The following is a 13404-nucleotide window of genomic DNA, read 5'->3' on the forward strand; positions in this document are numbered from 1 at the left end:
GAGGGATCGTCCCGCGTCACGGGAGCGGGTCCGGCGGGCGGGACCGACCCCGCCACGGGAGGGAGGGGCGGGATGCCGGGGGGTCAGCGCCCCGTCGACACCGGCGCCCGACGCGGCGCGGCCTTCTCGCGCTCGGCCTCGCGGGCGGCATCCGCCGACGCGCTGTCGACGTGCGGCGCCGAGGGGGCCGCGGCCGCGGTGGTCGTGGCGCGCGCGGCACGGCGACGCCCGATCGTCCCGAGCAGCGACGACCGGTGCTCCGCGGGACTACCGAGGGCCGCGGTGAGACGGTCCAGGTAGACGGCGAGGATGACCACGCTGAGGCCCGCCTCGACGCCCTTGGGCAGGTTGACGGTGGAGATCGACTGCACGACCTCCTTGCCCAGGCCGTCGGCGCCGACGATTCCGGCGACGACCGCCATCGACAGCGCTAGCATGATGACCTGGTTGACGCCGGCCATGATCGTCGGCATGGCGAGCGGCAGCTGGATGCGGCGGAGGATCTGCCCGGGCGTGGCCCCGAACGCATGTCCCGCTTCGACCGTCTCGGAGTCGACACCGCGGATGCCGAGCTCGGTCAGACGCACGCCCGGGGGCAGCGCGAAGATGACCGTGGAGACGACACCGGGCACGACGCCGATGCTGAAGAACGTGATCGCGGGGATCAGGTAGACGAACGCGGGCATCGTCTGCATGAAGTCGAGCACGGGCTTGAGGACCGCGCGCACGGTGCTGTTGCGGGCCGACCAGATGCCGAGGGGCACCGAGATGGCCACGGCGACGATGGTCGCGACGAGCACGAGGGCGAGGGTCTGCAGCGCGGTCACCCACTGCCCCATCGCGAGGATCAGTGCGAAGCCGACCACCGTGCCCACGGCGAGCTTCCAGGAGCGGACGAGCCACGCCAGCAGCGCGGCGACGACGATCACGACGATGATCGGCGCGGCGAGCAGCACGTCGCTGAGGCCGCCGACCAGGAAGCGGACCACCACGGCGACGGCGTCGAGCACGCCGGAGAGGTTGTCGCGGACCCAGTCCACGCCGGCGTCGACCCAGGTGCCGACCGGGATGCGGAACCCGTCCATCAGCGCACCGCCTCGGTCTCGGGTGCCGCGGCTTCGCCGGCGAGCACCGCGTCGATCTCGGCCTGCGGCACGGGCTGGGGCAGCACGGTGATCTCCTCGGTCGCGTTCGGTCCGGGGCCGAGCGCGGCGAGCAGCGTGACGCGCGGGATGACGCCGGTCAGGCGTCCGTCGGCGTCCAGCACGGCGAGCGGCAGCGGGGACTCGACGGACGGGACGAACAGGTTCATGAGCACGTCGTCCTCGCGGACGCTCTGCGGGATCGGCTTGAGCCTGCTCACGAGGGAGCTCTCCCCGGCGCGGACCAGCTTCACGGCGTCGCGGTCGGTGACGATCCCGAGCGGCCGGCGGTCGCGGTCCGTGACGTAGACGGCCGACATGTAGGCGTCGCGCATCTGGCGGAGCGCGGTGCGCGGTCCGGCCGAGGCGTCGACGCGGGGGCGCGGGCGCTCCATGACGTTCGCGGCGGTGAGCACGCGGGCGCGGTCGACGTCCTGCACGAACTGCTCGACGTAGTCGTTCGCCGGGTCGGTCAGGATGTCCTCGGGCGTGCCGATCTGGACGATCCGGCCGTCGCGCATGACCGCGATCCGATCGCCGAGGAACATCGCCTCGTTGAGGTCGTGGGTGATGAAGACGATGGTCTTCTTCAGGGTGCGCTGCAGTTCGAGGAGCTGCTCCTGCATCTCCCGACGGATGAGAGGGTCGAGGGCGCTGAAGGCCTCGTCCATGAGCAGGATGTCGGTGTCCGCGGCGAGCGCCCGGGCGATGCCGACGCGCTGCTGCATACCGCCCGAGAGGGCGGAGGGCAGCTTGTCGCCCCATCCCTCCAGTCCGACGAGCGACAGGATCTCGTGCGCCTTCGCCAGGCGCTCCGTCTTGCCGACGCCGCGGATCTCGAGCGGGTAGGCGACGTTCGCGGCGACCGTGCGGTGCGGAAGCAGGGCGAAGTGCTGGAAGACCATGGCGATGCGGTCGCGGCGCAGCGAGCGGAGACGGCCCGGGGCGACGTCCGTGATGGGATCGCCCTGCACCTCGACGGTGCCGGCGGTCGCGTCGTGCAGGCCGTTGAGCATGCGGATGATGGTGGACTTGCCCGAGCCGGACAGGCCCATGATGACGAAGATCTCGCCCGGCTGGACGGAGAAGCTCGCGTCGATGACAGCGGCGGTCCCGGCGTCGGCGATCTCGTCGCGCGAGGCGCCCGCGCGGAGCTTCTCGACGGCGGCCTGGGGGTTCCGGCCGAAGACCTTGTAGAGGTTCTTCGCCTCGAGGGCAGGCGGATGGGTCACTGTGCGTACCTCGGCGGCCGCTGGAGGAGCCGCATCGGTCACGCCCGGGTGGCGGCCGTCGGCGCACGATCGGGGGCGTGCGCGTCGGCGCAGGATGTCGGATCCGGCGCCCAGGCCACCGACCGTACGCCCGCCGCGTCGACTCCCCCGAGTCGGCACCGGCGACCGCGGACTGGTCGGGTGAACGGCCCGAAAGGGCCTCATCCAGCATTGCCGCCCATGGATCGGCTGGCAAATCGCACCTCGGCTTGCAGAAGCGCGGCGATCGTGGCACGCGCGCCCGCGTGCCATGCGCCCGGCGGGCGGCTCCGTCGGGCATCGCAGATGTCGGCTCGGGCGTGTCGTGGTGACCCGGACGATGGATGCCACCCCACCGAGCCGCGCCCCCGTCGCGCCATCGCGGTCGACGGGACGGCGGTCGACGCCGGGCGGCGGCGGGCTCAGCCGGCCGCGGTGTCGCCCGCGGCCGTGCGGTGGTGCCGGATCACCTCGGCGACGACGAAGTTGAACCACTTCTCGGCGAACTCCGGATCGAGGTCGGCCTCGGCGGCCAGACGCTTCAGCCGGGCGATCTGCTGCTCCTCGCGGACGGGGTCCGAGGCGGGCATCTCGTGCTGCGCCTTCAGCACACCCACCTGCTTGGTGCAGCGGAAGCGCTCGGCGAGCAGGAAGATGAGGGCCGCGTCGATGTTGTCGATGCTGCCGCGGAGACCCTGAAGGATCGTCGTGGGGTCGGCGTCGGTCATGAGTCCTCCCGAGATCGGTCCGACATTACCGTGCGCGCGCCAGGGGGCCGGACCGGCGGAGGGCGCGCCCTACAGTGTGACCATGAGTCGAACGACGCGCCCCGATCCCACCGCCGAGGGCGCGACCGCCGGGGAGACCACCACCCGCGACCGGCCGATGTGGTCGGCGCTGTCGCGACCCTACGCCGCGGGGTTCTTCCTGACCCTGGGCGGCCTCACCGCGATCCTGCTCGGCCTGGCGTTGAGCAACCTCTCGACGGTGCTCATCTACATCACGATCGCGCTGTTCGTCGCTCTGGCGCTGGACCCGGTCGTGCGCTTCCTCGTGCGGCACGGCGTCAAGCGCGCCTGGGGCATCGTGATCGTCTTCGGCGGGTTGGCCCTCATCCTCGCCGGGTCCCTCTACATCCTCATCCCGCCCGTCGTGCGGCAGATCGAGCAGTTCGTCAGCGACATCCCGAGCTTCGTCAACGACGTCATCGACAGCGACGCCGTCCGGTTCGTCGAGACGAACTTCGGCGACAGCCTCGGCGACATGCTCACCGAGATCCAGGGGTTCGTCACCAACCCGGCCAACATCGCCGCGATCGGCGGCGGGCTGCTGCAGGTCGGCGTCGACATCGCGACGGGCATCTCGGGCGCGATCATCGTGCTGGTGCTGAGCCTGTACTTCCTGGCATCCCTCCCCCGCATCAAGAACTCGCTCGTGCGCCTCACGCCCGCGCGCAGTCGCGCGACGGTGGCGGACATGACCGGTCAGATCGCGGACTCCGTCGGCGGATATCTGGCCGGGATGGTCGTCCTCGCCCTGTGCAACGCGGTGTTCGCCTTCATCGTGCTGACGATCCTGCAGCAGCCGTTCGCCGCGCTCCTCGCGGCACTGGCGTTCGGCATCACGCTCATCCCGCTCGTGGGCTCGGTGCTCTTCTGGATCACCGCGACCCTGTTCACCCTCATCGTCAGCCCGGTGTCGGGACTGATCTTCGCGGGCGTCTACCTCGTCTATATGCAGGTCGAGGCATACCTCCTCACGCCGCGGGTGATGAACCGCACGATCTCGATCCCCGGCTCGCTCGTCGTCATCGGCGCCCTCGTCGGCGGCACGCTGCTCGGTCTGCTGGGGGCGCTCGTCGCCATCCCGGTGACCGCGTCCCTCCTGCTGATCGTCACGCAGATCATCATCCCGCGGCAGGACGCCAAGAAGTAGGGCTCGCCCGCCCGGTCAGCGCATCGGGAGCAGCCGCGTCGGCGACGGCGACGGCGTGCGGTGGCGCACGCGACCGGGGACGCCGGTGCGGGGGTCCAGCGGCAGCGAGACGATCTCGTGCGCGAGCTGGCCCGCCACCAGGAGCGTGTCGTCGACGACGACGTGGTGACGGGGCCAGTGCGTGCCCGCCTCGGCGAGCGCGGTGAGCTGCAGCGCCTCCCCGGCGCCGCGGACGGCGAGGACGCCGACCGTGTCGCTGCCGCGCACCCCGGCGTACAGCACCGACCCGTCGCGGCTCGCGCAGAGCTCGGCCGCCGTGTCGTCCTCCAGCGTCCCGAGCAGGGGAACGCCCGAGATCACGCGCCAGGAGCCGGCGGCATCCGGAGCCAGCACGAACACCTCGCGACTGAGCTCGGTCACGACGTAGAGGTGACCGGAGGGATGCCACAGCCCGTGGCGCGGGCCGCTGCCGCGGGGCAGCGCCACCTCCTGCCGGAGCCGCAGGCCGCCCCCGCCGGGTCGCCAGAACCGCACGAGGTCGTAGCCCATGTCGGTCGTGGCGACGACGCCGCCGGGGAGGAAGATCGCCTCGTGCGCACGGGAGACGCGGACGCCGGCACGCGCCTCCTCGGTCTCGGCGTCGGTCTCGGGGACGGCGTCGTAGGCGGGGACGAGGTGGGAGAACTCCTCTCCCGCGGCCTCGCGGAGGGCGCGGGCGGCCGCGGCGAGATCGGGGACGGCCGCCCCCGACACCGTCGCTCCCGTCGCGATCTCGTCGCCGTTCGACGTCGACCCGAAGGGGTCGGTGGCCGCCGGGGCCACGACGGGCGTGGACGACGGACGCCCGGAGGCGTCGAGGTCGATGCGGACGACGCGGCCGTCACCCCAGCAGCTCGCGATGAGGAACGACGCGTCCGGCGAAACCGCGATGTGGCAGACCGCATCTCCGACGGGCACCGCGGAGCCGATCGGCCCCAGCCGCGCCTCGCCGGTGCGCCGGTATGCCTGCACGGTGCCGTCGGACTCCAGCGCGGCGTAGAGGATGTCGTGCACCGGGTGCGCTGCGACCCAGGACGGGGATCCCGGTGCAGCCACCGCGGTGCCGACCATGCCGAGCGGGCCGGACGCCCACGCGGAGTCGACGTCCCCCGCTTGCAGCACGCCGATGCCCTCGGCGGAGCCGGTCGCGGGCGCGTACGCGCCGACCCAGAAGCGCACGTCAGTCGATGAGGTCGTGGCGCACGATGACCTGGTCGCGCGCCGGACCGACGCCGATGACCGAGATCCGCGTGCCGCTCATCTCCTCGAGTGCCAGCACGTAGTCCTGCGCGGTCTGCGGCAGGTCCGCGAAAGTGCGCGCGTTCGAGATGTCCTCGCTCCACCCGGGCAGGTACTCGAGGATCGGCTTCGCGTGGTGGAAGTCCGTCTGGTTGACGGGCAGGTCGTCGTACCGCTCCCCGTCGACGTCGTACGCGACGCAGACGGGGATCTGCTCCAGGCCGCCGAGGATGTCGAGCTTGGTGAGCACGAGGTCGGTGATGCCGTTGATGCGGGTCGCATAGCGCGTGATCGGGGCGTCGTACCAGCCGACGCGGCGCGGACGGCCGGTGGTCGTGCCGAACTCGAAGCCGCGCGAGCGCAGCCAGTCGCCCTTCTCGTCGAAGAGCTCGGTCGGGAACGGACCGGAGCCGACACGGGTCGTGTACGCCTTCACGATGCCGACGATGCGGTCGAGGCGGTTGGGGCCGACGCCCGAGCCCGTCGACGCGCCACCCGCGGTGGCCGACGACGACGTGACGAACGGGTAGGTGCCGTGGTCGACGTCGAGCATGGTGGCCTGCCCGCCCTCGAACACGACGACGTCGCCGGCGTCCAGGGCGTCGTTCAGGAGAAGTCCGGTGTCGGCGACCATCGGCCGCACGCGCTCGGCGTAGGAGAGCAGGTCCTCGACGATCTCGTCGACGGTGATGGACCGGCGGTTGAAGACCTTGACCAGCAGGTGGTTCTTCTGGTCGAGGGCGCCCTCGACCTTCTGGCGCAGGATGTTCTCGTCGAACAGGTCCTGGATCCGGATGCCGACGCGGTTGATCTTGTCGGCGTAGGCGGGGCCGATGCCGCGGCCGGTCGTACCGATCTGCCGCTTGCCCAGGAACCGCTCGGTCACCTTGTCGAGCGTGCGGTGGTACTGCGTGATGATGTGCGCGTTGGCGCTGATCTTCAGTCGCGAGGTGTCCAGACCGCGCGCGTTGAGCGCCTCGAGCTCGTTGAAGAGCACCTCGAGGTCGACGACGACGCCGTTGCCGATGACGGGGGTCACCCCGGGCGACAGGATGCCGCTCGGCAGCAGGTGCAGCGCGTACTTCTCGTCACCGATGACGACGGTGTGGCCGGCGTTGTTGCCGCCGTTGAACTTGACGACCCAATCGGTGCGCTCCCCGAGGAGGTCGGTGGCTTTGCCCTTGCCCTCGTCTCCCCATTGGACGCCGACGATCACGATTCCGGGCATGTGCGCTCCTCGCGTGTGTTCCGGGCGGTACACCCCATCCTATCGAGAGGCGCCGACACCCCCGCCGCAACCCCTCGGATCCGGGATGCCGCCTCCCTACCCTGGTGAAATGTATAAGTCCCGTGGGTGGGCGACCGGGTGGAGTGTCGCCCGCCTCGCGATCGCCGCGCTCATCGTCGCCGCCATCGTCGCGCAGTTCCTGTCCACGACGACCAACGCGGCCGCCGAGGGGCGGGACATGCCCACGACGGTCGCCAACTTCTTCAGCTACTTCACGATCCTGTCCAACACCGCCTCGGCCGCGGTGCTCGTCGCGGCGGCCGTCTGGTTCCTGCGTCGCGGACGGCGCGTCGCCCCCGAGCCGCCGGCGATCGCGTCCGCCCTCGCCTGGGTCACGACGTACATGGTCATCACCGGGGTCGTGTACAACACCCTCCTCCGCGCCATCTCGATCGGCCCCGACACGGTGGGCTGGTCGAACGAGGTGATGCACGTCTGGGCGCCCCTCTTCCTGCTGATCGACCTGTTCGTCGGCCCGAACCGCCGCCGTCTGCCGTGGGGCGCCGCCGTCGGCGCGGCCGCCTTCCCCCTCGTCTGGATCGCCTACACCCTCCTGCGCGCACCCCTCATCACGAACCCGACGAACGGCCTGCCGTACTGGTACCCGTACCCGTTCCTCGACCCGAACGACGGTGGCTGGGGCAGCGTGATCCCCTACATCGTCGGCATCGCCGTGGGCATCGTCGTGGTGGCCGTCGGCGTGGTCGCGGTCGGCCGGAGGCGTGGCATCCGGGTCTCCCCCTCCCCCCGTGCACGGGCGGCCTGACCGGGGAACCGTCGTCCCTCGGCGGACCGCGGATCATTCCCCGGGCGCAGGGGATCAGCCGGGGGCCGGACGATGTCGTCCCGCAGACGTCCTACGTTGCCGGGATGACCAATCGAAACCCCTCCGTCACCGGCCGCACCACCTACGCGACCGCCAGCTTCGTCCTCGGCATCTGCTCGTTGATCGCCGGGTGGATCTTCATCGCCCCGCTCGTGGGCCTCATCCTCGGCGTGAAGTCACGCGGTCGCGAGCCGCAGGCGCGCACGATGTCCGGCTGGGGCATCGCCCTCAACGCGATCGCCCTCTTCGGCTGGATCGTCGTGCTGATCCTCATCGCCGGCGGCTACATCCTCTCGGGCTGGTGGTGGGGCGGCATGTGATCGCCGACGGACCTCCGGGGGACCGCCCCCGGATGCCACGGCTCCCTCAGCACGTCCTCCCGGCGTAGGCCACCGTGCCCGTCGTGACCGTGCCGCCGCCCCCCGCGGGGGACACCGACACGGCGGCGTCTCCCGCCGCGATGCTCCCCATCCGGGTCGTCGAGGCGACGGACGAACGGGCCCCCGGCGCGACGGTGAGACTGCGCGCGCCGGCGGGGGTGACGACCTCGACGGTCACGGGTGCGTCCTCCCCGTTGCGCACCTGGGTCACGAGCGAGACCTTGCGGGCGACGCAGCGCGACGTCACGCTGACCGTCACGTCGCGCACGTCCACCCTCGCCTCGACGAATCCGTGCCCGGCCAGCGTTCCGCGCACGGTGACCGTCGCGCCGGCCGTCAGGGACGCGGCATCCAGGCCCTCCCACGCCACCGCCGTCGGACCGAGATCGCGCTCGGACGCGGTGCCCCGGCCCTGGACCGCGGACACGGTCTCCGGCAGGGTCGGGACGACGCCGGGGAGGGTGCTCACGGCGACGTCGGCCGCGGAGATGAGGCGGTCGGGCTGATAACGCTCGAGGATGGCCTCGTACTCGCCGACGGTGATCGGCAGCACGGTTCCATGGCGTGCCGAGCGGGGCAGGTTGCGGTCCTGGACGATCGTCCAGTCGCCGGCCGCGAGGCTGCTGGCCTTGAACGGCACGTAGCCGTCGCCGCCGTAGTACGGAGCCTGGTCGATGAAGGCGTACACGCCGTCATCGCCGTTGACGTCGCCGGTGTTGGGACGGAACAGCGACGTACCCTCGCCCTCGTCGAAGAAGATGGACCGTCCCGAGGTCCCGACGTAGGTCTGCCCGAAGCCGACGGCGGACTGCCGGGGTTCCCAGGCGCTCCCCTGAGCGCCCTTCCAGGGGTTGTTGCTCGGGGTGATGGGGGACGTGAGGTCCTTCGTCCGATCCACTCGCGGGATGTTCGACGACTCGGTCACCGTGAACCGGTAGAGCCAGCCGTCCTCGGCCATGACGGTCGAGTCGATCGTGCCGTTGCCCGCGCCGGGCTGCTGTTCGTCGATCCACACCCGGGGCTTGCTGAAGGTGACGAAATCGCGCGTCGTGGCGTACATCATGCGGTTGTAGTTCGACCACGGGTCGCGCGGGACGTCGGCGCTGCCGCTCGGGTACAGGTTCGACGCCCAGAAGACCACGTACTCGCCGCGTCTCTCGTCGTAGTACGCCTCCGGCGCCCAGGTGTTGCCGGCCTCGGCGTCCGAGACCAGCACGTGGCGCTGCTCGCTCCAGGTGACCAGGTCCGTCGACTCCCACACCTCGATGTGGCGGCTGCCGAAGACCTGCGAGCCGTCCAAACCGGTGCGATAGGCGTTCAGGTCGGTCGCCAGCATGTAGAAGCGGTCGCCCTCGTGCGAACGAATGACGAACGGATCACGCAGACCCTTCTCCCCCAGGTTCGATTCGAGCACGGGCTCGTCATCGTTGACCGTGACCCAGTCCAGGGCGTTGTTCCCCTTCGACACCGCGTACCGGATCTTCTCGTCCTCGGGCGAGCCCTCTCCGGTGAAGTAGGGGAAGAGGTAGGCGCGGGTCTCATCGGCGGGCGGCGCGGGGATGACCGTGGCGGGGAAGGAGCGCGTCGCGGTCGCCGCACCCACGCGGGCCGTCGCCGTCAGGGTCACCGCGACCGGTGCGGCGCCGTTCGCGGGTCGGGTCACCACGCCGTCGACGGCGATGACGTCAGGCATCGAGGACGCCCAGCTCACCGTCGCCGTACCGCTCCGGGTGGGCAGCGTGATGTTCTCGCGGATGTCGTCGAGACGGGGCACCGCGATCGCCTGGACGGCCTGGCGGGCGTCGGCCGCATCGTCCCGCGGACTGACGGTGACCAGGAACGTGCGCTGGGTCATCTGCCCGCCACGCTCCACGGTCGCGGTCAGGGTCGCGCTCGCGGGGGCGGCGCCTTCGGCCCCGCGTGTCACGTCTCCCGCGGCGGAGACGACCGCCGCGTTCGACGTCGCCCAGGTGATCGTCGTCGCATTCGCGCCCCGGACCGGCAGCGTGAGCCGCTGCGTGACCGCCGACAGATCGCCGAGATCGATCGCCGCGGCATCCAGGGTCGTCGCCTCGGTCAGCACGTCGGTGGAGAGCGTCGTCACCTCGGTGGCGGTGAGCGCGCGATCGTAGATGCGGAAGTCGCGCAGCTTGCCCTGGAAGGACGGATCCCACGCGTAGACGCTGCGCCCGAGGTAGTTGAGCACGGTCGAGCCGAGGTCGGCAGGAGTGGTCGTCACGCGGGTGTTCCGCGTGCGCTCCACCCCGTCCTCGTACAGGACGCCGGTCGTGCCGGTCTGGGTGTAGGTCATGTGCTTCCACACGCCGCGAGCGAGCGTGGGGTTTCCCGGCGGCTGGATATTGATCTCCTGCGACTGGCCGCCGGGGGTGATCACCGTGTGGAACGAGTCACCCGATCCGAAGAGGTATCGCTCGCCCGCACCGCTGGGTGCGCGATTGCCGATGGCGTAGATCATGTAGTAGTTCATCTGCTCGGGCGAGATCCACACGTCGAAGTCGACCGAGATCGACGTCAGCCCCCGGTTGATGTCGTTCGGCAGGCGGATGGCGTTGCCGCTGCCGTTCGGCCCGCCCGAGAAGACGAAGCCGCCGGAGACCGTGTCCCACTGAGGAGTGCCCTCGACCACGCCCGCACCGATCGTGCTGCCGGGAGCGGAGTTGGCCGCCGTGCTGCCGCGCGTCTCGTCGAGCGCGTAACGGGCGATGAGTCCGTCGGGGACCGACACCGTCTCGTCCGCGTTCGCGGGAACGGTCGCGAACGAGGACAGCAGGGCGGCGAGAGCGAGCGCGGTGCCGGCGAACAGGCGCCGGCGATGGCGGGATGGCATGACGGCTTCTTCCCCAAACGACGTTGTCACGGGTTTTGTTCTCGCTAACATACTGGCCGGGCCGTCCGACGTCCAGAGGTCGCCGAACGCGCCGCGGAGCGACGGAACACCCATCCGCGAAGGGGTGGTGGATGCCGCCTGACGTCGTACATTGGACGACGTGCGCCCCCGTCTGCTCTCCGCGGCCCTGACCGCCTCCGCCCTTCTCGCGCTCGCCGGCTGCGCCGGCGCCTCCCCCGACGCCGCCGCGCCGAACGGCGGAGGTGCGGGCACACCGGCGTCGACGTGCGCGTACCCGGCGTCGGGCCAGGCCTCCGTCGAGGTGACGCCACCCGCGGAGGACGACCTTCCCGCGGGCGACGTCGCCGTCACGCTCGACACCTCCGCCGGGGAGATCGCGATGACCCTCGACGCGGACCGCACGCCGTGCACGGTGGGCAGCTTCGTCTCCCTCGCGGAGCAGCAGTACTTCGACGACACCCAGTGCCACCGCCTGACGACGCAGGGCATCTTCGTCCTGCAGTGCGGCGACCCCACCGCCACCGGCACCGGCGGACCCGGCTACCGGTTCGACGACGAGCTCGACGGATCCGAGACCTACCCCGCGGGGACGGTCGCGATGGCCAACGCCGGTCCGGGGACCAACGGCTCGCAGTTCTTCCTCGTCTACGAGGACACGCAGCTGGACCCGAACTACACCGTGTTCGGGCAGCTCTCGCCCGAGGGTCTCGCGGTGGTGCAGGGCATCGCCGCCGCGGGCACGAGCACGGGCGGCCCCGACGGTCCGCCGGCCGACGCGGTGACGATCACGGGCGTGACGATCGGCTGACGCCGGCCCGTCGCGCCTTGTCCCGTCCGGCGGGTCGGGGGGCGGCATCCCTCCCCAATAGAATCGAGGGCATGTCCAAGGTCTTGCAGTCCCTTCCCGTCGGCGAGCGCGTCGGCATCGCGTTCTCGGGTGGTCTCGACACCTCGGTGGCCGTCGCGTGGATGCGCGACAAGGGCGCCGTGCCGTGCACCTACACCGGCGACCTGGGACAGTACGACGAGGACGACATCGCCTCCATCCCCGGCCGCGCCACGCAGTACGGCGCCGAGATCTCCCGGCTGGTCGACTGCAAGACGGCCCTGGTCGAGGAGGGCTTCGTCGCCCTCGCCTGCGGCGCGTTCCACATCCGCTCCGGCGGTCGCACCTACTTCAACACCACGCCCCTCGGCCGCGCCGTCACCGGCACGCTGCTCGTGCGCGCCATGAAGGAGGACGGCGTCGACATCTGGGGCGACGGCTCCACCTACAAGGGCAACGACATCGAGCGGTTCTACCGCTACGGGCTGCTCGCCAACCCGGCCCTGCGCATCTACAAGCCGTGGCTCGACGCCGACTTCGTCACCGAGCTCGGCGGGCGCAAGGAGATGAGCGAGTGGCTCGTCGCCCACGACTTCCCGTACCGCGACAGCACCGAGAAGGCGTACTCGACGGACGCCAACATCTGGGGCGCCACCCACGAGGCCAAGACGCTCGAGCACCTCGACGTCTCGCTCGAGATCGTCGAGCCCATCATGGGCGTCCGGTTCTGGGACCCCGCCGTCGAGATCGAGACCGAGGACGTCACCGTCGAGTTCGAGGCCGGCCGCCCCGTCGCCGTCAACGGCACACGCTACGACGACCCGGTCGAGCTGGTCCGCGAGGTCAACGCCATCGGCGGTCGCCACGGCCTCGGCATGAGCGACCAGATCGAGAACCGCATCATCGAGGCCAAGTCGCGCGGCGTCTACGAGGCCCCCGGCATGGCGCTGCTCTTCCTGACCTACGAGCGCCTCGTCAACAGCATCCTCAACGAGGACACCCTCGCCACCTACCACGAGCAGGGTCGCCGTCTCGGTCGCCTCATGTACGAGGGCCGCTGGCTCGAGCCGCAGTCGCTCATGCTGCGCGAGTCCATCCAGAAGTGGGTCGGGTCGACGATCACCGGCTCCGTCACCGTGCGCCTGCGCCGCGGGGAGGACTACACGATCCTCGACACCGTGGCATCCGGGATGTCCTACTCGCCCGAGAAGCTGTCGATGGAGCGCGTCGGCGACGCCGCCTTCGGCCCCGTCGACCGCATCGGCCAGCTCACCATGCGCAACCTCGACATCGCCGACTCGCGCGCGCGTCTCGAGCAGTACGCCTCGCTCGGCCTCATCGGCGGTCCGACCGGCGAGCTCGTCGGCGACGTCGCCGCCGGCGGCGCGCGCGAGATCATCGAGCCTGCCGCTCCCCTCGACGCCGCCGGCGAGCGCCTGGCGGAGAAGACGGATGCCGCGGGCGAGGCCGCCGCGTTCGACACCGGCACCGACTGACCCGTACCCGCGAAGCCGGTGGTCCTTCGGGGCCGCCGGCTTCGTCGTTTCCGCGGTCCGCTGCGGCGGGGACAGGCGATGGTTCGGGAACAGGCGGATCGTCGGCGGAACGGC

11 protein-coding genes are annotated in these 13404 nt (G+C 71.0%); 5 read left to right on the forward strand and 6 right to left on the reverse strand.

The annotated features are described in order from the left end of the window. Window positions 1–83: 83 nt before the first annotated feature. The 3 genes from ACO03V_RS02960 to ACO03V_RS02970 all read right to left on the reverse strand — a co-directional run bounded on the left by ACO03V_RS02960 (window position 84) and on the right by ACO03V_RS02970 (window position 3120). Window positions 84–1085, reverse strand: coding sequence for an ABC transporter permease (locus tag ACO03V_RS02960; protein WP_423136558.1), 1002 nt, complete (start codon window positions 1083–1085; stop codon window positions 84–86). Then, window positions 1085–2374 (reverse strand): quaternary amine ABC transporter ATP-binding protein, encoded by a 1290-nt coding sequence (locus tag ACO03V_RS02965; protein WP_367733939.1) that lies wholly within the window; start codon window positions 2372–2374, stop codon window positions 1085–1087. Before ACO03V_RS02965 ends, ACO03V_RS02960 begins: the two co-directional genes overlap by 1 nt. A 440-nt stretch (window positions 2375–2814) precedes the next feature. Continuing rightward, the gene (locus ACO03V_RS02970; protein WP_367733938.1) at window positions 2815–3120 is read right to left on the reverse strand and encodes a chorismate mutase; all 306 of its coding nucleotides are present in this window, start codon (window positions 3118–3120) and stop codon (window positions 2815–2817) included. Window positions 3121–3202: 82 nt separating this feature from the next. On the opposite strand from ACO03V_RS02970, the gene ACO03V_RS02975 reads away from it, so the two are divergent. After that, complete coding sequence (locus tag ACO03V_RS02975; RefSeq protein ID WP_423136559.1) at window positions 3203–4327, forward strand: AI-2E family transporter; 1125 nt, start codon at window positions 3203–3205, stop codon at window positions 4325–4327. Window positions 4328–4342: 15 nt separating this feature from the next. Here ACO03V_RS02975 and ACO03V_RS02980 read toward each other — a convergent pair whose 3' ends face one another. Continuing rightward, window positions 4343–5545, reverse strand: coding sequence for a lactonase family protein (locus tag ACO03V_RS02980; protein ID WP_423136560.1), 1203 nt, complete (start codon window positions 5543–5545; stop codon window positions 4343–4345). 1 nt (window position 5546) lies between these two features. Beyond that, window positions 5547–6833 (reverse strand): adenylosuccinate synthase, encoded by a 1287-nt coding sequence (locus ACO03V_RS02985; RefSeq protein WP_387055041.1) that lies wholly within the window; start codon window positions 6831–6833, stop codon window positions 5547–5549. A gap of 109 nt (window positions 6834–6942) precedes the next feature. Here ACO03V_RS02985 and ACO03V_RS02990 point away from each other — a divergent pair, with 109 nt between their 5' ends. Continuing rightward, entirely contained in the window at window positions 6943–7659 is a 717-nt protein-coding gene (locus ACO03V_RS02990; protein WP_423136561.1) for a Pr6Pr family membrane protein, read from the forward strand. Between the two features lie 104 nt (window positions 7660–7763). After that, a complete protein-coding gene (locus ACO03V_RS02995) occupies window positions 7764–8039 on the forward strand; it encodes a hypothetical protein (RefSeq protein WP_423136562.1) in 276 nt (91 codons plus the stop codon). A 46-nt stretch (window positions 8040–8085) separates the two neighbouring features. On the opposite strand, the gene ACO03V_RS03000 is transcribed toward ACO03V_RS02995, so the two are convergent. Then, complete coding sequence (locus tag ACO03V_RS03000) at window positions 8086–10947, reverse strand: immunoglobulin-like domain-containing protein (RefSeq protein WP_423136563.1); 2862 nt, start codon at window positions 10945–10947, stop codon at window positions 8086–8088. Between the two features lie 160 nt (window positions 10948–11107). Here ACO03V_RS03000 and ACO03V_RS03005 point away from each other — a divergent pair, with 160 nt between their 5' ends. Together ACO03V_RS03005 and argG are read left to right on the forward strand one after the other, a co-directional pair. After that, the gene (locus ACO03V_RS03005) at window positions 11108–11776 is read left to right on the forward strand and encodes a peptidylprolyl isomerase (protein WP_367733931.1); all 669 of its coding nucleotides are present in this window, start codon (window positions 11108–11110) and stop codon (window positions 11774–11776) included. Between the two features lie 71 nt (window positions 11777–11847). Then, a complete protein-coding gene (gene argG / locus ACO03V_RS03010) occupies window positions 11848–13290 on the forward strand; it encodes an argininosuccinate synthase (protein WP_367733930.1) in 1443 nt (480 codons plus the stop codon). The last annotated feature ends 114 nt before the right edge of the window (window positions 13291–13404 follow it).

It is taken from the genome of Microbacterium sp. HMH0099 (assembly GCF_049384025.1).
Taxonomy (GTDB): domain Bacteria; phylum Actinomycetota; class Actinomycetes; order Actinomycetales; family Microbacteriaceae; genus Microbacterium.

Excerpts from the sequence above, each read along its gene's own strand:
- ACO03V_RS02960 (WP_423136558.1), bottom strand. The coding sequence starts at position 1,085 with ATGGACGGGTTCCGCATCCCGGTCGGCACCTGGGTCGACGCCGGCGTG.
- ACO03V_RS02970 (WP_367733938.1), bottom strand. The coding sequence starts at position 3,120 with ATGACCGACGCCGACCCCACGACGATCCTTCAGGGTCTCCGCGGCAGC.
- ACO03V_RS02975 (WP_423136559.1), top strand. The coding sequence starts at position 3,203 with ATGAGTCGAACGACGCGCCCCGATCCCACCGCCGAGGGCGCGACCGCC.
- ACO03V_RS02985 (WP_387055041.1), bottom strand. The coding sequence starts at position 6,833 with ATGCCCGGAATCGTGATCGTCGGCGTCCAATGGGGAGACGAGGGCAAG.
- ACO03V_RS02990 (WP_423136561.1), top strand. The coding sequence starts at position 6,943 with ATGTATAAGTCCCGTGGGTGGGCGACCGGGTGGAGTGTCGCCCGCCTC.
- ACO03V_RS02995 (WP_423136562.1), top strand. The coding sequence starts at position 7,764 with ATGACCAATCGAAACCCCTCCGTCACCGGCCGCACCACCTACGCGACC.
- ACO03V_RS03000 (WP_423136563.1), bottom strand. The coding sequence starts at position 10,947 with ATGCCATCCCGCCATCGCCGGCGCCTGTTCGCCGGCACCGCGCTCGCT.
- argG (WP_367733930.1), top strand. The coding sequence starts at position 11,848 with ATGTCCAAGGTCTTGCAGTCCCTTCCCGTCGGCGAGCGCGTCGGCATC.